This is a genomic window from Promicromonospora sp. NPDC110617, from assembly GCF_055598465.1.
This window is the reverse complement of sequence record NZ_JBVKBM010000006.1, coordinates 201,485-220,268: the sequence shown is the minus strand read 5'-3', so window position 1 is coordinate 220,268 and position 18,784 is coordinate 201,485. Positions and strand designations below refer to the sequence as shown.

The following is an 18,784-nucleotide window of genomic DNA, read 5'->3' as shown; positions in this document are numbered from 1 at the left end:
GGACCACACGCTCCGTGCACCGACCCGGAGGATCAGTGACTGTTGTCTCCGACCCGCTGCCGCCCTCGGGCGTGACGGCGGGCCCGGCCGGTGCGCCCGACGACCGGTCGCTGCCGCTCGCCGTCGTCCGGCCCCGTGCGAGCACGCACATCCCCGAGCTGCACGGCCTGCGCGGCCTGGCCCTGGCCCTCGTGGTGGCGTTCCACCTGTTCGGCAACGGCCGGGTCTCCGGCGGCGTCGACGTGTTCCTGGTGCTCTCGGGCTTCCTGGCGACCGGCTCGCTGCTGCGCCGCGCCGACACCCGGAGCCTGCGCCTCGGCGAGCACTACGGGCGCACGTTCGCCCGGCTGGTGCCCCCGGCCCTGCTCGTCCTCGCCGCGACGGCGGCCCTCACCTGGTGGGTCCTGCCGCGTGGCACCTGGGTGCAGACCGGCCGCGAGCTCCTCGCCTCCGCGCTGTACTACGTGAACTGGGAGATGATCGCCGGCCAGCTCTCCTACGGCGCGGCCGGCCCGCAGACCAGCCCGCTGCAGCACTTCTGGTCGATGTCCGTCCAGGGGCAGTTCTTCCTGGCCTGGCCCGTCCTGGTGCTGCTCGTCGTGGCGGTCGCGCACCGGCTGTGGATCAGCTCGCGCGACCTGCTGCTCGTGGTGGTCGGCGCGCTGACGGTGGCCTCGTTCGTCTTCGCGCTGAGCCTGCACGGCGCGGACCAGCCGGTCGCGTACTTCCACTCCTGGGCGCGCTTCTGGGAGCTGGGCGTGGGCGGCTTCCTCGCCCTGCTGCTGCCCTGGCTGCGGGTGCCCCACGGCCTGCGGCCGCTGCTCGGCTGGGCGGGCCTCGGCCTCGTGGTCTCCAGCGGGTTCGTGCTCGACGGCGGCGCGCTGTTCCCGGGGCCCTGGGCCCTGTGGCCGGTCACCGGCGCGCTGCTCGTGCTGCTGGGCTCCGGCGGCAGCGCCGGCTGGGGGCCGCGCCGGCTGCTCCAGGTGGCGCCCCTGCGCTTCGTGGCCGACATCTCCTACGCGCTGTACCTGTGGCACTGGCCGCTGCTCATCGCCTACCTGCACCACGAGGGGCTCGACCGGGTGGACCCGCTCGGCGCCGCGGCGATCCTGGCCGTCTCGGTGGCGCTGTCCTGGCTCACCACCAAGCTGGTCGCCGACCCCGCGCAGCGGTTCCGGGAGGCGGTGGGCGGCGCGCGTGCGCTCGTGGCGACCGCGGTGGCCGTGTCGCTCGTGGCGGGCGGCGCCGTCGTCGGGATCCGGGAGCTGGAGCGGCAGGACGCCGCGCTGCTCGCCGCCGCCGAGGCGGCCGCCCAGGAGGCGGCGGCGTCGTACCCCGGGGCGCTCGCCCTGAGCCAGGCGCTCGCCGTGGACGTGCCGGACGACGTCGACGTGCTGCCGGCCCCCGCCGTCGCCGCCCTGGACCTGCCCGCGGTCGACGACGACGGGTGCATCCAGGACAACGTGGTGAACCCGGGCACCGACGTGCCGATGACGTGCACGGTCACCGACTCGCCGGACGCGGACCACCTGGTGGTCATGGTCGGCGACTCCCACATGATCCAGTGGGCGCCGGCGATGGCCGAGGTGGGCAGCAGGGAGAACTGGGAGGTGCTGCTGATGGCCCGCCGCGGCTGCCGCCTCGCTGCCCCCGTGGGCGCGGTGGACCCCGCGGACATGTGCTGGTCGTGGCGGATCAACGCGCTGGAGCGGCTCGAGGAGCTGCGGCCCGACGCCGTCGTCGTGGTCGGCAGCCGCACGTCGACCTCGGAGCCGGGCGACACCGTGATCCCGGCGGAGGCCCGGGCCTGGCGGCAGCTCGCGAACGCGGGCATCCGGGTGGTCACGCTGCGCGACAACCCGCGGTTCGGCTTCCAGGTGCCCGCGTGCGTGGAGGAGCACGCCGACGGCCTGGCCTGCGCGCGGGCCCGTGCGGACGTGTACTCGCCGGTCAACCCCGTCGAGGAGGCCGAGGGCGTGCCCGACTCGGCGGTGCACCTGGACCTGACGCGGTACATCTGCGGGGACCAGCTCTGCCAGGGTGTCGTCGGCAACGTGCTGATCTACCGCGACGACAACCACATGACCGCCACCTACGCGGGGACCCTCGCCCGCCCGCTGCACAACGCGCTGCGGGTCAAGGCCCCGTGGCTGTTCGTGGACCCGATGCAGCCCCCGGCGGTGCGCACCCGCTTCTAGAACGTGTCAGACCCTCAGACCCCGGGAGGGATCTGAGGGTCTGACACGTTCAGGGTGCGGCGTCAGCGGTGGACGGCGTCCAGGGCGTCGGCGATGCCGTCACCGTAGAAGCTGTTCTCCGCCGGCGTGCCCACGCAGGCCGGGCCGGCCGTCGTGGTGGTGCACTCGTGGTCGTCGGCCTGGGCGCGGACGGCCGCCTCCAGGCGCGCGGGCGACCAGCGCGGGTGCGCCGACTTCAGGAGCGCGAGCACGCCCGCGACGTGCGGCGACGCCATCGACGTGCCGCTCTTGAGGCCCCACGTGCCGTCGAGCTCGGTGGACAGGATCGAGCTGCCCGGCGCGGAGACGTCGATCTTGCCGAGGCCGCGGTTCGAGAACGAGCTCAGGTTGCCCGCCTGGGTCAGCGACGAGACGGACACGACGCCGTCCAGCTCGGTCGGGATGTCCTCGCAGCCCGAGTTGATGACGCGCTGCACGGCCGCCGAGTCGTTCGGGCTGGAGGTGTCCGTCGTGTTGTTCGCCAGGTCGGTGGCCGCGTTGCCCGCGGCGGCGGCGTGCACCACGCCCCGGTCGGTCGAGAACTCGACCGCGCGGCGCACGGCCTCCTTGGCGGCGGCCTGGTCGGGCTGGTCGTCGCACCAGTACATGAACGGGTCCACGTAGTACGAGTTGTTCGTGACGTCCATGCGCTCCAGGCCCGCCCAGACGAAGCCGCAGACCGCGTACTCGGGGTAGATGTAGCCGTCGTCGTTCACGACCTTGACCGAGGCCAGCTTGACGCCCGGGGCCACGCCCACGATGCCGGTGCCGTTCTGCGCCGCGGCGATGGTGCCGGCCACGTGCGTGCCGTGGTCGGACGTGGTGGGCAGCCAGCCGGTCGCCGACCGGTCGGGCCGGCCGCCGTCGGTGCAGTTCACCGACTGGTCGGCGTCGACCTGGGAGGCCAGGTCCGGGTGCGCCGCGTCGATGCCGGAGTCGAGCACGCCCACCGTGACGCGCGCCGACCCGGGGTTGATCTCGACGGCCTGGTCGGCCTTGATCATCTCCATGTCCCACTGCGTCACCTCGCCCGGGTCGGGGTCGGCCGCGGCGGAGCGGGACGGCCCGTCGACCGTGCCGCCCACGGAGCCCTTCTGCCCCTTGCCCACCACGGACCGGCTCTCCTTCGCGCCGGCCGGGGCGTCCGCGCCGGGCGTGCCCTCCGTGGGGGAGACGGTGCGCGTCGCGCCGACCGACTCGATGACGCCGAGGCGGTCGAGCGCCACCACGTCCTCGCGGAACGAGCCGTTCGCGGAGTGCACCACGACGACGCCGATCTGGGGCCAGCTCTGCACGACGACGCCGTCCGCGCGCTTGATCGCCTTCGTGGCGAGCGCCGTCTGGGCGGCCCCGGGCCGCTCCGTGTTCACGACGTACGAGAACAGGGCCCCGTCCGGCGTGACGATCGGGACGGGGGTCGACTCGGGCTCGTCCGTCGCGCCGGCGACGCCGCCGAGCGCGGTGAGCGCGAGCGTCGTCGCCGTGGCGACGGCGAGTGCTCGACGGGAGTGGGACATGCGCATGCTTCACTCTCCTGTGGCTGAAGGTGCGAGTCCCCCTGCGGGACCCCGTAGGGCAACCTACGCGTCCTGACCAGGATCGCCATCGCATCCGCACATCTGAAACGGACACGAAACACGAAATTCTTCACCCCACTGTTTTTGTGGGACAGTGGGCCCCGTCCTTGCCCCCGAAGCGAAGAGCCTGACACTCCATGACGGCAACGACGACGGCTCCCGCCGCCACCGAGGACCGCGCCTCCACCACGTCCGAGGCCCCCGTCCGCACCCGCAAGTTCCGTCCCGAGGTCCAGGCACTGCGAGCCCTCGCGGTGCTGCTCGTGGTGATCTACCACATCGATCCCACCGTCCTGCCGGGCGGCTACATCGGTGTGGACGTCTTCTTCGTGATCTCCGGGTTCCTCATCACGGGCCACCTGTGGCGCGAGGTCTCGACCACGGGCTCGGTGAGCCTCAAGAAGTTCTGGGCTGCCCGCGCCCGGCGCATCCTGCCCGCCTCCGTGGTCACCACCGTCGGCGTGATCGTGCTCTCGCTCGTGCTGCTGCCGCCCTCCCTCGTGGAGTCGTGGTGGCGGCAGGCGCTCGCCTCCGTGCTCTACGTCGAGAACTGGGCGCTCGCGGCCGAGGCCGTGGACTACCAGGCGGCCAGCAACGACCCCACGGCGTTCCAGCACTTCTGGTCGCTGGGCGTCGAGGAGCAGTTCTACCTGGTCTGGCCGCTGCTCGTGCTGCTGGCCGTCGGGATCTGGGGCGGCGCGCGCCGCGGCGTCGTGGTCGCGGACCCCGAGTCGCTGCGCCGCGTCCTGCTGGTGATCTTCACCGTGGTGGGCGTCGCCTCCCTGGTCTGGGGCGTCCGGCAGTCGCTCGCCGACGACCCGGTGGCCTACTACTCGACGCTGACCCGCGTCTGGGAGCTCGCCGCGGGCGGCATCCTGGCGCTGCTGATCCAGGACACGGAGCGGTTCGCGCCGCTGCGCAGCACGATGGCCGTGTTCGGCGCCGCGACCATCGTCGCGGCCGCCTGCCTGTTCGACGACGGCACCCCGTTCCCCGGCTTCGCCGCCCTCGCGCCCGTGCTGGGCGCCTGCGCCGTGATCCTGGCGGGCCGCACCACGGGCCCGGGCTCGATGCGTACCGTCACCGAGTCGTGGGGCGTGCAGCGCATCGGCGACATCTCGTACTCGCTGTACCTGTGGCACTTCCCGGTGATCGTGTTCTTCGGCGTCTACACCGGCCGCGAGCCACGGTTCACCGACATCATGGTGATCCTCCTGGCCTCGTTCTCCATGGCCATCGCCAGCTACGCCCTCGTGGAGCAGCCGGTGCGCGCGTCGCGCTGGTTCCGGGCCGACGGGCGCATGCTCGTCACCGCCCTCGTCGCGATGGTGCTCGTGGCCGGGCTCACCCTGACGCTGCCGTGGAAGGTGCAGGGCATCATCGAGCGCTGGGACCACAACGCCCAGGAGGCCGCGGACGAGGCGGGCCAGACCATCCCCGAGGGGATCCAGCGGGACTTCGCGCCGTTCGTCGACGGCAGCACCGCGATCTCGCCCAACCCGATCAAGGCCGCGCAGGACAAGAGCCCCGAGGTCGACGCCTGCATGGCTGGCCAGCGGGACGCCGTCACCGCCCCCTGCGAGTTCGGTGCGACCGAGGACCCGGCGGCGACCGTGGCCGTGGTGGGCGACTCGCACGCCGCGATGTTCACCGAGCCGATCGTCCAGGTCGCCACGGAACGCAACTGGCGCGTGGTCACCTACCTGCACGCCGCCTGCCCGTACAGCGCCGACTCGCGCAACGGCGAGAGCCCGGAGATCGACGCCTGCAACGCGGCCAACGTCCAGACCCGCGCCGAGCTGCGCGAGCTGGCGCCCGAGCTGGTGGTCACGACGTTCCAGGAGTCGTACTCGCTCGCCGCGCGCGACGGCGAGGAGCACTCCGGTGCCGCGGGCCTCGCCGAGGTCTGGAACGAGCTCGCCGACCGGGGCTCGCAGGTCGTCGTGCTGCGGGACACCCCGCACGCGCGGGCGGACGTGATCGAGTGCGTCACCGAGAACTACTCCGACCCGACGCAGTGCGACCAGCCGAGGAGCGACGCCCTGGGCGGCCGCGACACCGTGCCGGGCGCGCTCGAGGAGGCGCCGCGGGTCAAGTCGGCGGACGTCCTCGACTACTTCTGCGACGAGGAGACCTGCCCCGCCGTGATCGGGAACGTGCTGGTCTACCGCGACCCGAACCACGTGACCCGCACCTACATGACCGAGCTGACCGACCGGCTGCGCGAGGCGCTGCCCGCGAAGCTCTGACCGGCCACGCCCGGGACGCCTGACCGGCCGCCGCCGGCCGGCGTCCCGGGCGTTCGTCCTGCACGTTCCGCGGGGCGGACGTAGCCTGCCGGACATGTGGCGATCTTTCGCGCAGCAGCCCGGTGCGGGGACGGACCGGGTCAGGACGGGCGCGCGGACGGCGCCGCGGCACGCGGGACGGTCCGGGCCGCGCCGGCCGCGCCGGCCGCGCCGGTGGGTCTGCACGGCGCTGACGGTCGCGCTGATCGTGCCCACCACGGGCGTCGCGGCGAGCGCGGCCGGGCCGGGTACGACGGCCGGCGCGACACCCCGCGAGGCCCCGGGCACCACCGCCGGCGCCACCGCCGGCGCCGTCGCCACCGCCGCCCGGCCGAGCGCCCTGACCGGCGGCGTGACCGAGCGACGGCTGCGCAAGGGTGAGACGTTCTGGATGTTCGGCCGCCTCACGGTGGGCGGCTCGCCGGCGCGGGGCCGCGCCGTCGTCGTGCAGAAGAAGCGGATGGACGAGTCCGGCTGGCGCACGGTGGGCGCCGACACCACGAACCGGTCCGGGCGGTACAGCGTGCGGGTGCGGGCGGGCGCCGTCTACGAGTACCGGGCGATCTACCGCGGCTCGTCGAGCGCGCGGTCGTCGTGGACGGGGCGGATCGGCGTCGGGTTCACCACGGCGGACCGCACCATGACCTCCCGCGAGCGGCAGATGGGCGCGGCGATCGGGAAGCGCACGTCGGGCCTGCGGCAGGTGACGCGCACCGTGGTGTCCCGGTCCTACCAGAAGGGGATCCTCGTCAAGGTGACTCGCTCGGGCCGCGACCGCACCTGGTGGGTGCACGGCGGGATCCTCGGTGAGTACCGGCACCTGGGCGGCGCGAAGGGCCGGATGGGCGCCCCCGTGATGGACCCGCTGTGCGGCCTGGCGCGCGGCGGCTGCGTGCAGCGGTTCGAGGGCGGCGTGCTGTACTCCAACGGCGACGGCGCGACGGCGTCGACCGGGCTGACCGGCGCGCTGGGCGAGGTCGTGGCGGCGGCCCGGTCCCAGGTGGGTTACCGGGTGCGCTACGACGCCCACAACGGCTCGCGCTATGACTGGTACAGCAAGTACAACGTGTGGGCGCGCAGCAACGCGCCCTGGTGCGGCCTGTTCCAGTCCTGGATCTTCAAGGCCTCCGGCCACGCGGGGTTCGTGCCGCAGTCCACCACGTGGGGCGCCTACCGGGACTCCGTGCGGCGGAACCTGCCCACGGGCTCGACGCCGCGCGTCGGAGCGCTGGCCTTCGTGTCCTACATCGCGTCCGGCGCGGCGTCGCACACGATGTACGTGGTGCAGGTGGACGGCTCGCGGATCAAGGTGATCGACGGCAACACCGGGGGTGGCGGTGCGCTCCCGTCGGGGGTCCGCGGCGTCGTCGAGCACTGGGTGCCCGAGTCGCAGGTGCTCTACTACGCGTACCCGCGGTACTGACCCCTCACGTGCCGGTCGGCCGGACGAACCGGCGGCGCCGTGCCCCCACCCGTTCCAGCACGCCCGCCACGACGCAGCTCGCCGCGAGGATCGCGACGGTGACGGCGGCCCCGAGCGCCATCGACCGGAGCCAGCCCACCTCGGGGGTGTGCAACGCGTCCGTGACGAACGGGTGCAGCAGGTAGACGTACAGCGAGTGGTGGCCGACGGTACGCAGCGCGTCGCCGACGACCGGCAGGGGCGTGCGCAGGGCGTCCCGGAGCGCCGGCACGCACAGGGACGCGCCCAGCGAGAGCACGGTGAACGCGGCGACGCTCCACCACGGCCCGGCGCCGTCCGACGTGTAGACCCAGCTCCGGGCGACGAGGCCCACGGCCACCACCGGCAGCACCCACAGCAGGGCGAGGCGCGGGAACCACCCGTTGCGCACCGCCACCCCGAGCAGGATCCAGACGAAGTACCCGGCGTACCGGGCGTCCACGTTGTCCAGGACGACCTGCGGGACCAGCTCCTTCAGCGGTGTCTGGAACAGCAGCGCGCCGGCGACGGCGGCCACGCCGAGCGCCGCCCGGGCCACGACGGAGCGGCCGAGCGGGCCGCCGAGCAGGCGCAGCAGCAGCACGCTCAGGAACAGCATGGGCACGTACCAGAGGTGGAACGAGGGGCGCAGCACCAGCACCTCGACGAACGACCGCACCGAGCCGAAGGCGTCGGGCTCCTGCACCGCCAGCCACAGCACGCTGACCACGAGCCAGGCCGCGATCATGCGCTTCCAGTAGTGGCGCAGCAGCTCGCCCCACGGCCGGGTGCCGAACCGGGCCATCGAGATCATGTACCCGGACAGGAACAGGAACATCGGCATGTGGAAGCCGTAGATCATCCACTTGGTCCACGAGTCGCCGACGCCCTGCCAGAAGGTGTGCCCGAAGATCACGAGCACCATGAGGATGCCCTTGAGCTGGTCCGGTCCCGGGTCGTGCCGCGTGCTGCTCATCGCCGCAGAGGTTACCCCGGTCCGGCGCTCCGCCCGTCCTCGAACAGCCAGGGCGCGCCCGCCCGGAGCTGCCGCCCCACCACGGGCGTGAGGGTGCGCACGTACGTGTTGGTCAGGTGGTCGTCGTCGCGGTAGACGAGCACGTTGCCCACCACGGCGGCGCACACCTCGGGCCCGCAGATCGAGTCGGTGAGGTCCAGGTGCACCGCGGACGCGGGGACGCCCGGCGCGGTCGGCACCGGCGAGACGGCGGCGAGCTGCTCGGAGCGGGGACGCCCGCAGGCCTCGGGGAAGCCGGCGGCGTCGACGCACTCGGGCACGAACCACTCGAAGCGCGGGTTGTCGCGGACGGTCACGACGCGGATCCCGGCGTCGTCCAGCGCGCGCCACGCGTCCACCTGGCCGGGCAGCACCTGCTCCGGCGAGCCGTCCTCGTACGTGCGCGATCCGATCACCACGACGGCGTCCGGGCGGGCCGCCACCAGCGCGGCCAGCGCCCGCTCGTTCCAGGCGGCGCACGACGGCGGGGGCACGGGGCCGGCGGACTCGGCGCCCGTGGACCCGGCGCCCGTGGACCCGGCGCCCGTGGATCCCGCGCCGGCCGTGCCCGCACCCGCCGTGCCCGGGCCGCCGCCCGACGTCGCGAGGCGGCAGCCGTGCTTGAGCATCTCGCGCAGCTCCCAGCCGTGCGTCCGGGCCAGCGCGGCGAACGCCTCCTCGTACTGCTGCTCGTGCGACGCCCCCGCGAGGTAGACGACGGGCGCCGGGTCGTCCTGTGCCACGACCGTGCACTCCAGCAGCTCGGAGCGGTCGCCGCCCTGGGCGCAGTCGGGCCGGTCGGGATGGTCGTCGTAGGCCACCCACGTGGCGGGCCGGAACGGTACCGCGTCCGGGTCGCCGCCGGCGTCCGCGGGGTCCGTGGACGGCGAGCCCGGGGCGAGGGCCGCGGCGCCCGGATGGTCGGGCGAGGGCGTGAGCAGCCCGTCGACGCTGTGCCGCACTGTCTGGTCGTGCGCGGTGGCCGCGGCCTGGGCGCCGCCCAGCATCAGCACGGCGGCGCCCGCCAGCACGGCCAGCGTCCGGCGGCCCGACGGCGTCCCGGCGGCCCGGGCGGTCACGTCGCCCACCAGGTCGGCGGGCCCGGGCTGGCGGGCCGAGCCGGCCCGGTCGGCGTGGTCTGCGTGGTCGGCGGGAGCGGCGAGGGCGCGCCGTGCTGCGGCGTCCGCGGGCCGGCGAGCGGCCAGGCGGGCCGTGACGTGGGCGAGCAGCGGCTCGGCCACGTGCCGCGTGGTGAGCCAGGCGAGCACGGCCGAGACCACGAGGACCCCGGCGGCGGTCAGCGGGCTCGCCCGGTGCGCCCCCGTCGTCAGGAGCCAGAACACCAGGACGGGCCAGTGCCACAGGTACAGCGCGTACGAGACGTGTGCGCCGAGACGCAGCGGCGCGCTGTCCAGGAGCCGCTCGACGCCGCGGGACGGCGGCCCGGCAGGACGCGCTCCCGCCGTCGGCCCCGGGACGGTCGCGAGCAGCACCAGCGCCGCGCCGCCCACGGGCACGAGGGCCCAGGCGCCGGGGAACACGTCGGCGCCGTCGACCACGAAACCCGACCCCACGACCAGGGCGAGGCCCGCCCAGCCGAGCAGGTTCCGCGTGCGGCCCGCCGGGGCCGCGGCGCGCCCGGCGCGCGGGAGGAGGGCGAGGAGCGCGCCGACGCCGATCTCCCAGAACCGGGTGAAGGTGCTGAAGTAGGCGACCTGCTGGTCCGCCTGGACGAGCCACAGGGCATAGCCGAACGACGCGGCGGTGACCGCGGCCGTCACCGCGGTGACCAGGCGCCGCGGTGACGGCGGGGTGCGCCCGGCCGGCGCGCGGCGTCGGGCGACCGCGACCAGGCCCAGCACCACCAGGGGCCAGACGGCGAAGAACTGGCCCTGCACCGAGAGCGACCAGAAGTGCTGCAGCGGGCTCGCGTCGGGTCCGGCCGCGCCGTACGCGAGCGCGGAGTGCACCAGCTCCCAGTTCTCCCAGAAGGTCGCGGACGCGCCGATCTCCCGCAGCCCGGCCGACCAGCGCAACCGGGGCGCGAGCGTGAGCAGGGCGACCGTCACGGCGGCGAGCACCACGAGCGCCGCGGGGAGCAGGCGCGCGAGCGTGCGGGCGTAGTGCGCCGCGAGCCGGAAGGTGCCGCCCTCGGCGCGGCGCAACAGCGTGCCGGTGGCGAAGTACCCGGACAGCACCAGGAACACGTCGACGCCGCCCGAGACCCGGCCCTGGCCGAAGAGGTGGAACGCGACCACGAGGAGCAGGGCGAGGCCGCGCAGCCCGTCGAGGGCGCCGACCCGGCCGGTGGCGTTCGTGCGGGAAGGAGACACCCGGGGATGCTAGGAGTTGCGGCTTACATCCATATGGACCACAGATAACGCCCTGGTCTCGGTGCGGTTGGGAGCGAGTACTCACGAGCCGTGAGCCGGAGATCCTCCGGCCCACGGCTCCGCCCCGGCGACCTCGTCAGGTGGTCTCCTCGATGACACCGGAGGAGTCCACCCAGTGGCTCAGGCTCTTGCAGCTGTGCACACTGCCGTCGCAGCGCGCGATCCGCCAGCGGATCTTCGTGTTCTCCGGGAAGTCCTTGTTGCAGGTCCGGACCCCGCCACCAAAGTATCCGTCCTTGTTGCGGCAGATCCCCTCGCGGCCGGTGCTCGGGTGCCGCCAGATCACACCCGTGCTGCGATCGTCGCTGCTGTCGTCGGTGACCCAGAAGTAGTCGCCGTCCTGGCGGTAGCAGCCCGAGCCCCAGCTCTTCTCCAGAACGGCGCCGCACGACACGTAGTGGTCGACCGCCACGTTGTACTCGATGGTTACTGCCTGTGCCGGCGCTGCGAAGACCATCGTCAGCAGCGTCAGCGCGCTCACTATTCCTCGTCTCAACATGAGCCGAGCATGCCTCGGCGAACGCAGGGCTGGTTGCAGGAACCTGCAGCAGGCCCACGTGGTTCCCGACGAGGCGGGGTCAGCCTGGCTGCGCCGCCCGGCGGGCCGCCTGTTCCGTCGGGTCCGGGACCGGGGCCGCCGCCAGGAGGCGTCGGGTGTAGTCCTGCTCCGGGCGGCCGAGCACCTGGGCCCGCGCGCCCGTCTCGACCAGCCGGCCGCGGTGCATGACGGCGACGCGGTCGGCGAGCTCGTCGACCACCGCGAGGTCGTGGCTGATGAACAGGCACGCGAACCCGAGGGACTGCTGCACCTGCCGGAACAGGTCCAGCACGGTGGCCTGCACGGACACGTCCAGGGCCGACGTCGGCTCGTCGGCGATGAGCAGGTCCGGCCCCAGCGAGATGGCGCGGGCGATCGAGACGCGCTGGAGCTGGCCGCCCGAGAGCTCGTGCGGGTACCGGGACACCCACGACGCCGGAAGCTCCACGCTCTCCAGCAGCTCGGCGGTGCGGCGTTCGAGCTCGGGCCCCCGCAGCCCGGCGTGGACGCGCAGCGGCTCGGCCACGGACTCGCCGATCGAGTAGCGCGGGTTCAGCGACGCGGCGGGGTTCTGGAACACCACCCCGATCCGGGCCCGGGCGGCGCGCACCGTCCGCGCGGCGTCGTGGCCCGGGCGGGTCCCCACCACCTCGACCGAGCCGGACGTGACGGGCGCCAGCCCGAGCGCGCAGCGGCCCATCGACGACTTCCCGGAGCCGGACTCGCCCACCAGCGCGACGATCTCGCCGGGCTGCACGCTGAGGGTGACGCCGTCCACGGCGCGCACGGCGCGGCCCCGCCGGTCGCGGTACTCCACCACCAGGTCCTCGAACGCGAGGGCGGGCCGGCCGGCGTCGTCGGCCCCGCTCGGGCGGTCCGGCGTGCCCACGCGGGGCACGGCCGCGAGCAGCTCCCGCGTGTACGCCGCGCCCGGCGCCTCGAAGAGCTGGCGCACCGGCGCGGTCTCGACCACCTCGCCGCCACGCATCACGACCACGCGGTCCGCGAGGTCGGCGACCACGCCCATGTCGTGCGTGATCAGCACGATCGCCGTGGACACCCGCTCGCGCAGCCGGCGCAGCACGTCCAGCACCTCGCGCTGCACGGTGACGTCGAGGGCCGTGGTCGGCTCGTCCGCGAGCAGCACCTCGGGGTCGCAGGCCAGCGCCATCGCGATCATCACCCGCTGGGCCTGGCCCCCGGAGAACTGGTGCGGGTAGAACTTCAGGCGCGCGGCCGGGTCGGGCAGCTCGACCAGGCGCAGCAGCTCCACGGACCGCTCCCGGCGCTGGGCGCGCGTGAGGTCGGGCGCGTGCCGCCGCAGCATCTCGTCGAGCTGGTAGCCCACGGTGAACACGGGGTCCAGCGCGCCCGACGAGTCCTGGAAGACCATCGCGACGCGGCGCCCGCGCACGTCCTGGAGCGCCCGGCGCTCCAGCCCGATCAGCTCCACGGCCTCCCGGCCCGCCCCGCCGAGGCGGGCGCTGCCGCCCACCGTGGCGTGGCGGCCGAGCAGCCCGAGCAGGGCGAGCGACGTGACGCTCTTGCCCGAGCCGGACTCGCCGACGACGGCGAGCACCTCTCCCGGCAGCACGTCGAACGACACGCCGCGCACCGCGTGCACGTCGGGGGCGTGCCCGTCGTCGACCCGGAAGGTGACGGTCAGGTCGCGTACCTCCAGCACGGGGGAGGCGCCGGACGACGGGCCCGGCTCGGTTGCGGGCGAGGGGCCGGAAGCGGTGGCGACGTCGGTCACGGTTCTCCTGTTCCGTCCGCCGCCTGGGCGTCGCGGTACGCCTCCCAGTCGGCGAGCATCTTGCGGTGGTACCCGGCAAGCCATTCCATGTAGTTGCGCGCGTTGACGAGGCGCTTGTGCGGGCCGTCGGCGTCGCCCGCGATCGCGAGGCCGTCGTCGATCACGTTCCGCAGGTGGCCCAGGTAGGCCCGTTCGCTCGCGAGGAAGCTGCCCCAGATGTCGTCCTCGACGCGGAAGTAGTGCTGGCGGTCGCCGAGCACCGCGTGCCGCTTGACGAACCCGGTCTCGACCAGGCGCCGGGTGCTCGTGGAGACGGCGCCGGCGCTAGCCTTGAGCAGCCGCGCGATCTGCTGCGAGGACAGGTACGGCCGGTCCACGATCATGAGCAGGCCGACGATCCGGCCCTCCATGCGCGGGCTGTGCGACGCCCCCCACGTCAGGGCGAACTGCTCCACGAAGTGCTCGGCCGCGGTGTCGAGCACGGGGTCGTCCGCGCCGTCGGCGGTGGGGTCGGCGCTCTGGTCGCCGGGCTGGTCAGCGGGGGTGTGGCTGCTCATGCGCCCACCCTAGGAGCCGGACTCACGAGCGACCCCTCGGGTCGAGCACGTCGCGCAGCACGTCACCCAGGGTGATCATGGCGAGCACCGTGATCGTGAGCACCACGGCGGGCGCCACCAGCATGTGCGGCGACGTCTGGAAGAACGACTGCGCGCTGGAGAGCTGCAGCCCCCACGAGATCGACGGCGCGTTGAGCCCCAGCCCGAGGAACGTGAGCGTCGACTCCGCCACGATCACGCTGCCCACCATGATCGTCGCGACGGCCAGCACCGGACCGATCGCGTTGGGCAGCACGTAGCGCGCGATGATCCGCCGGTCGGGCAGGCCCATGGCGCGGGCCGCCTCGACGTAGGGCGCGTCGCGCACCGTGCGCACCGAGCCGCGCACGAGCCGCGCCATCGTGGGCCACGAGAACAGCGCCAGCACGAGGGCCACGGACACGGCGGACCGCGAGCCCACCGACGTCAGCACCACCACGGCGCCGAGCAGGAACGGGAACCCGAGGAACACATCGGTCAGCCGGGCCACGACCCGGTCGAGCCAGCCGCCGTAGTAGCCGGCCAGCGTGCCGACCACCAGTGCGACGGCCAGCGCCACGGCGGTGCACAGCAGCCCCACGGTGAGCGACGCGCGCGTGCCGAACACGACGTTGGCCCACACGTCGCAGCCCTGCACGTCGGTGCCGAGCACGTGCCCGCCGCCGGGCGGCAGGGCGCTGGAAGCCAGGTCGCAGGCCCGCGGGTCGGGGTGGCCGAACCAGCCGGCGAACGCCGAGGGGACCAGCGCGACCAGGCCGAGCACGGTGAGCACGGCCGCGGACACCCAGAACAGCGGACGACGGCGCAGGGTGCGCCAGACGCCGCGCCGGGCGACGGCCGGTGCGGTGACGGCCGGGGCCGCGGCTCCCGCGGCGGGGCCCGTCGTGACGGGGGCGGCGGGCAGGGGTTCACTCATGGCGGATCCTCGGGTCGAGGACGGAGGCGAGCAGGTCGACCAGCAGGTTGGTCAGCAGGAACACCAGGATGAGCGCGGTGGACACGCCCACGATCGTGGGTCCCTCGTGGGCGCGGATCGCCTGGAACAGGAGCTGCCCGACGCCGGGCAGGTTGAACACGCCCTCGACCACGACGGTCCCGCCGAGCAGGTACCCGAGGTCGATCGCGAGGTAGGTGAGCACCGGGATCGCGGAGCTGCGCAGGACGTGCACGCCGACCACCTGGCGCTCCCGCAGGCCCTTGGCCCGCAGGGTCCGCACGAAGTCGGTGCGCAGCGTGTCCACCACGGAGCCGCGCATCAGGCGGGCCACCGAGGCGAGCCCGAACACGGCGATGACCGTGGCGGGCAGCAGGTACGCCGTCGGCCACCCCGCGCCGGTGCCCGCCACGGGGAACCAGGCGAGCTCCACGCCCAGCCAGAGCTGGGCGGAGACGGCGAGCACGAACACCGGGATCGACGTCGCGACGACGGTGCCGGCCAGGACCAGGCGGTCGCTGACGGCCCCGGCGCGCAGCCCGGCCACCAGGCCGAGCAGCACGCCGAGCAGCACCTCGATGCCCCAGGCGGTCAGCGCCAGGGTGATGGTGACGGGCCAGCGCAGGGCCATGCGGTCGGCCACGGACTGCCCCTGGAACGTGGTGCCGAGGTCGCCCTGCAGCAGTCCGCCGAGGTAGCGCAGGTACTGCTGGAGCACGGGCTCGTCCAGGTGGTACCGCTCGCGCAGCTCGGCCACCACGTTGGGGGCTAGGGGCCGGTCGCCGCCGAGGGCGGCGATCGGGTCCCCGGGCAGCGCGAAGACCATGAGGTAGATGATCAGCGTGACGCCGAGGAAGACCACGACCAGGTCGACCAGGCGCCGGGTGACGCGCCGGGTCATCGCCGTCCGCCCCCTGCCTTGGGGCTGCCGGAGCCGGAGCCCGACCCGCGCGCCGCCAGCACGTGCGACACGGCCAGCGTGGCGCCGTACTGCACGCCCACGAGCCGCTCGACCGGCAGCACCTCCAGGCCCGCCACGGACTGGGCGTCGGCCAGCCAGCCGTCGTACAGCTCCCGGGCCCGCGCGTGCACGCGGTGCAGCCGGGCCGTGGCCAGCCCGGCCGCGGCCTCGGCCGCCAGCGCGCGGACCAGCATGCCGCCGAACCGCAGCCGGAACATCCGCACGACCTCCTCGCTGCTGAACACCTCGGCGCCCGTCGCGGGCCGTGACGGCAGCCGCCCGGCCCGCACGAGCTCGCTGGTGCCCGCGTCCGTCATCATCGGCACGAAGGACTCGCTGGCCCGCAGGAACGGGCTGCGCAGCGTCAGGTCGCCCCGGGCCTCGTCCAGCAGGCCGGTCAGGGTGCCGCCGAGCTCGACGAGCGCCTCGGCCTTGGTCCGGACGACGTCCGCGTAGTCGGCGTCGCTCGCAGCCGTGTCGTCCGCGGCCGGGTGCGACCAGTACGGCAGCTCCGCGATCAGGCTGACCGTCCCGTGCCGCCGGGCGTAGGCCGCCGACCCCTCGCCGCCCACGAGCGACGGGGCGTCGAGCCCGAGGGACTCCAGGTAGTCGTACTCGTCGCGGGTCGAGCCGGCCCGGTAGATGGCGGGGGCCAGCCGCTGCAGGGCGGGGGACTCGGGCTCGCCCGTGTCGAGCGGCAGGCCGAGCGCCGCGGGCACGGCGTGCAGCGGGCCGACGGCGTCCGGCAGGTCCTCGCTGAGGTAGTAGTAGACGCCGCCCAGCTCGGCGTTGTGCAGGCTGACCATCAGCTCGGGGCGCAGCTCGTCGATCAGGCGCATGAGCGCCTGGGTCTCGGGGATCACGTCGTCGAAGTACGCGCCCTTGTACGCGAACGGGAACGTCCACTCCACCTGCTCCGACGGCGCCGGCCGGTAGAAGCCCCGGGCGTAGGCGGCGCGGTCGGCGGGGTCGCCGAACCAGGACTCGTTGAGCCGGGTGCCGTCCGGGTCGATGCACGGCACGAGGTGCCACGTGGCGCCGGTCGAGGCGCGCAGCCCCGGGTCGGCGACCAGCTCGGTGGCCAGGTGCTGGAGCGTGCGGAACCCGATGGGCTCGTTGGGGTGCACGCCCGCGAAGAGCAGGTGCGGCCGCGGCCCGTCACCCACCGAGAACATCTCGATCGGCTCCCCGAGCCGCGACGTCCCCACGCGCCGCCGGCGCACGAGCGACGGGTGGTCGTCGGCCAGGGCCGAGAACCAGTCCAGGAGCGCGTCGACGGTGGGGAAGTCGCTGATCGGGGGGACGGCGCGGGCCCGGTCGAGCACGTCGTCGAGCAGGCCCGCGTCGAGCCCCCCGGTGGCGGTGCCGTTCATGCGCCCTCGGCGAGCACGACGGCGGAGAAGGTCGGGTTGCCCACCGCGGACGTCGGCAGCTCCGCGACGCGCTCCGAGGTCACGTAGGAGTAGGTCTCGAAGAACAGCGGCGGCGCCGGGAAGTCCTCCAGGAGGCGCTCCTGCACCGCGGCGTAGGCCGCGCCGGCCGCGTCGGGGTCGGCCTCGGCGTCGGCCGCCGCGATCAGGTCGGCGACGTCGTCCTCGTAGTACGGGATGCAGTTGGGGCAGCCGCCGTTCTCCACGAAGAACGAGCGCAGCGTGTTCTGCTGGCTGGGGTACAGGGCGCCCCAGCGGGAGAAGAACGGGCCGTCGATGTCGCCGTTCGTGCGGTTCTCGGAGAACTCGGCCCAGTCCGCGCTCGGCGTGGCGACGGCCTCGACACCCAGGTTCTGGCGGAGCTGGTTGGCGATCGCCTTGTACAGCTCGTCGAGCCCGATGCCGCCCGGGAAGTAGATGTCGATGGTGCCGTCGAACCCGCCGGCCTCGTCCAGGAGCGCCTTGGCCGCTTCCGGGTCGTACGTGCAGAAGTCGCCGCAGATGCCCTCGGGCGTGCCCGCCTCGACGGCCGGGGTGAACGCGGTGGCCGGGGTGTAGAGGCCGCCGTAGACGACGTCGGAGATGGTCTCGCGGTCGATCGCCATCGAGATGGCCTGGCGCACCCGCACGTCCTCGTACCGCTCGTCCCACAGCGGGAGGCCGAGGTAGGAGATGCCGGGCGCCTCGAAGGTGTACAGGCGCTCGCCGAAGTCGCCGGAGGCCTGCGGCAGCCGGGCCGCCGGCACGCTCGCGACGTCGATGTTGCCCGCCTGGACGTCGGTGTAGGCGGTGGTGGCGTCGGCGTACGGCACGAACGAGATGGCGTCGACCGTGGGGGCGGTGCCCTGGTAGTCGGCGTACGCCTCGGTCTCGATCGGCTCGTTCTCCACGTAGTCGCCGACCACGACGAACGGGCCGTTGCCCACGGGGTGGGTGTTGTAGGCGTCCATGTCCTCCAGGGCGGAGGCGGGCATCGGGTACATCGCGGTCTGGGCCTGGCTGACCTGCATCGGGAACTGCCCGTCGGGGCCGTCGAGCGTCACGGTGAACGTCAGGTCGTCCGTGACGGCCAGGCCCGACATCTCCTTGGTCTCGGGGTCTCCCTCGGCGGGGTTCAGGTCGTCGTACCCGGCGATGCCGGAGAGCTGGCCGGAGTTCTCGAAGGCGTCGGGCCCGTAGGCGACGGCGTTCCAGGAGTCGACGTACGACTGTGCGGTCACCGGGGTGCCGTCGTGGAACGTCCAGCCGTCGCGCAGCGTGACGGTCCAGGTGGTGGCGTCGTCCGACTCGATCGACTCGGCGGCCACGTAGGTGAGCTCGCCGTCGGCGTCGACCCAGGTCAGCGGCGACCAGACGGCCATGTTCAGGTCGTAGGCGACGGTCTGGCGGCCGGGGACCGTCTGGATCGGGTCGGTGACGGCCACGCTGATGGCGCCGCCGCCGGCGGCACCGGCGGCATCGTCGCCGTCGGTCGAACCGCAGGCGGACAGGGCGAGGGTCAGCGCGAGGGCGGTCGCCGCCGTACCAGCGCGGTAGGGGAGCGACCGGAGTCTCGGGTTCATGGTTCCTCCACGGGTAGCGCGCTCTCGCGCACCGGGTCCTGCTCGGGTGGCGAACA

The 18,784-nt window shown here is 73.9% G+C and carries 13 protein-coding genes; 3 read left to right on the top strand and 10 right to left on the bottom strand.

Annotated elements, in window-relative coordinates; translation table 11 throughout:
* The first annotated feature begins 35 nt into the window (after window positions 1–35).
* Window positions 36–2,198: an acyltransferase family protein gene (locus ACZ7LE_RS26395; protein ID WP_470406180.1), complete on the top strand. Its 2,163-nt coding sequence runs from the start codon at window positions 36–38 to the stop codon at window positions 2,196–2,198.
* 62 nt (window positions 2,199–2,260) lie between these two features.
* On the opposite strand, the gene ACZ7LE_RS26390 is transcribed toward ACZ7LE_RS26395, so the two are convergent.
* Window positions 2,261–3,760 (bottom strand): S8 family peptidase, encoded by a 1,500-nt coding sequence (locus tag ACZ7LE_RS26390; protein WP_470406179.1) that lies wholly within the window; start codon window positions 3,758–3,760, stop codon window positions 2,261–2,263.
* A 191-nt stretch (window positions 3,761–3,951) separates the two neighbouring features.
* Here ACZ7LE_RS26390 and ACZ7LE_RS26385 point away from each other — a divergent pair, with 191 nt between their 5' ends.
* Window positions 3,952–6,063: an acyltransferase family protein gene (locus ACZ7LE_RS26385; protein WP_470406178.1), complete on the top strand. Its 2,112-nt coding sequence runs from the start codon at window positions 3,952–3,954 to the stop codon at window positions 6,061–6,063.
* Window positions 6,064–6,157: 94 nt separating this feature from the next.
* Window positions 6,158–7,525 carry a hypothetical protein gene (locus ACZ7LE_RS26380; protein ID WP_470406177.1) on the top strand — a complete coding sequence of 456 codons (1,368 nt, stop codon included), beginning with the start codon at window positions 6,158–6,160 and terminating at the stop codon, window positions 7,523–7,525.
* A gap of 4 nt (window positions 7,526–7,529) precedes the next feature.
* On the opposite strand, the gene ACZ7LE_RS26375 is transcribed toward ACZ7LE_RS26380, so the two are convergent.
* The 9 genes from ACZ7LE_RS26375 to ACZ7LE_RS26335 form a co-directional block, all read right to left on the bottom strand.
* Window positions 7,530–8,519: an acyltransferase family protein gene (locus ACZ7LE_RS26375; protein ID WP_470406176.1), complete on the bottom strand. Its 990-nt coding sequence runs from the start codon at window positions 8,517–8,519 to the stop codon at window positions 7,530–7,532.
* 11 nt (window positions 8,520–8,530) lie between these two features.
* Window positions 8,531–10,891 carry an acyltransferase family protein gene (locus ACZ7LE_RS26370; protein ID WP_470406175.1) on the bottom strand — a complete coding sequence of 787 codons (2,361 nt, stop codon included), beginning with the start codon at window positions 10,889–10,891 and terminating at the stop codon, window positions 8,531–8,533.
* A 136-nt stretch (window positions 10,892–11,027) separates the two neighbouring features.
* Window positions 11,028–11,432 (bottom strand): hypothetical protein, encoded by a 405-nt coding sequence (locus tag ACZ7LE_RS26365; RefSeq protein WP_470406174.1) that lies wholly within the window; start codon window positions 11,430–11,432, stop codon window positions 11,028–11,030.
* A gap of 97 nt (window positions 11,433–11,529) precedes the next feature.
* The gene (locus ACZ7LE_RS26360) at window positions 11,530–13,245 is read right to left on the bottom strand and encodes a dipeptide ABC transporter ATP-binding protein (protein ID WP_470406173.1); all 1,716 of its coding nucleotides are present in this window, start codon (window positions 13,243–13,245) and stop codon (window positions 11,530–11,532) included.
* Window positions 13,242–13,802: a GbsR/MarR family transcriptional regulator gene (locus tag ACZ7LE_RS26355; RefSeq protein WP_470406172.1), complete on the bottom strand. Its 561-nt coding sequence runs from the start codon at window positions 13,800–13,802 to the stop codon at window positions 13,242–13,244. The genes ACZ7LE_RS26360 and ACZ7LE_RS26355 overlap by 4 nt, the downstream gene beginning before the upstream one ends.
* Before the next feature lie 22 nt (window positions 13,803–13,824).
* A complete protein-coding gene (locus ACZ7LE_RS26350) occupies window positions 13,825–14,757 on the bottom strand; it encodes an ABC transporter permease (protein WP_470406171.1) in 933 nt (310 codons plus the stop codon).
* Window positions 14,750–15,676: an ABC transporter permease gene (locus ACZ7LE_RS26345; RefSeq protein ID WP_470406170.1), complete on the bottom strand. Its 927-nt coding sequence runs from the start codon at window positions 15,674–15,676 to the stop codon at window positions 14,750–14,752. Before ACZ7LE_RS26345 ends, ACZ7LE_RS26350 begins: the two co-directional genes overlap by 8 nt.
* The gene (locus ACZ7LE_RS26340; RefSeq protein WP_470406169.1) at window positions 15,673–17,109 is read right to left on the bottom strand and encodes a M14 family zinc carboxypeptidase; all 1,437 of its coding nucleotides are present in this window, start codon (window positions 17,107–17,109) and stop codon (window positions 15,673–15,675) included. Before ACZ7LE_RS26340 ends, ACZ7LE_RS26345 begins: the two co-directional genes overlap by 4 nt.
* On the bottom strand, window positions 17,106–18,728 hold the full coding sequence (locus ACZ7LE_RS26335; RefSeq protein WP_470406168.1) for a peptide ABC transporter substrate-binding protein: 1,623 nt from the start codon (window positions 18,726–18,728) through the stop codon (window positions 17,106–17,108). The genes ACZ7LE_RS26340 and ACZ7LE_RS26335 overlap by 4 nt, the downstream gene beginning before the upstream one ends.
* Between the last annotated feature and the right edge of the window lie 56 nt (window positions 18,729–18,784).

Bases quoted from the DNA above. Each gene is read 5' to 3' on its own strand.
- ACZ7LE_RS26375 (WP_470406176.1), bottom strand. From the start codon at position 8,519: ATGAGCAGCACGCGGCACGACCCGGGACCGGACCAGCTCAAGGGCATC.
- ACZ7LE_RS26390 (WP_470406179.1), bottom strand. From the start codon at position 3,760: ATGCGCATGTCCCACTCCCGTCGAGCACTCGCCGTCGCCACGGCGACG.
- ACZ7LE_RS26380 (WP_470406177.1), top strand. From the start codon at position 6,158: ATGTGGCGATCTTTCGCGCAGCAGCCCGGTGCGGGGACGGACCGGGTC.
- ACZ7LE_RS26335 (WP_470406168.1), bottom strand. From the start codon at position 18,728: ATGAACCCGAGACTCCGGTCGCTCCCCTACCGCGCTGGTACGGCGGCG.
- ACZ7LE_RS26355 (WP_470406172.1), bottom strand. From the start codon at position 13,802: ATGAGCAGCCACACCCCCGCTGACCAGCCCGGCGACCAGAGCGCCGAC.
- ACZ7LE_RS26345 (WP_470406170.1), bottom strand. From the start codon at position 15,676: ATGACCCGGCGCGTCACCCGGCGCCTGGTCGACCTGGTCGTGGTCTTC.
- ACZ7LE_RS26385 (WP_470406178.1), top strand. From the start codon at position 3,952: ATGACGGCAACGACGACGGCTCCCGCCGCCACCGAGGACCGCGCCTCC.
- ACZ7LE_RS26340 (WP_470406169.1), bottom strand. From the start codon at position 17,109: ATGAACGGCACCGCCACCGGGGGGCTCGACGCGGGCCTGCTCGACGAC.
- ACZ7LE_RS26350 (WP_470406171.1), bottom strand. From the start codon at position 14,757: ATGAGTGAACCCCTGCCCGCCGCCCCCGTCACGACGGGCCCCGCCGCG.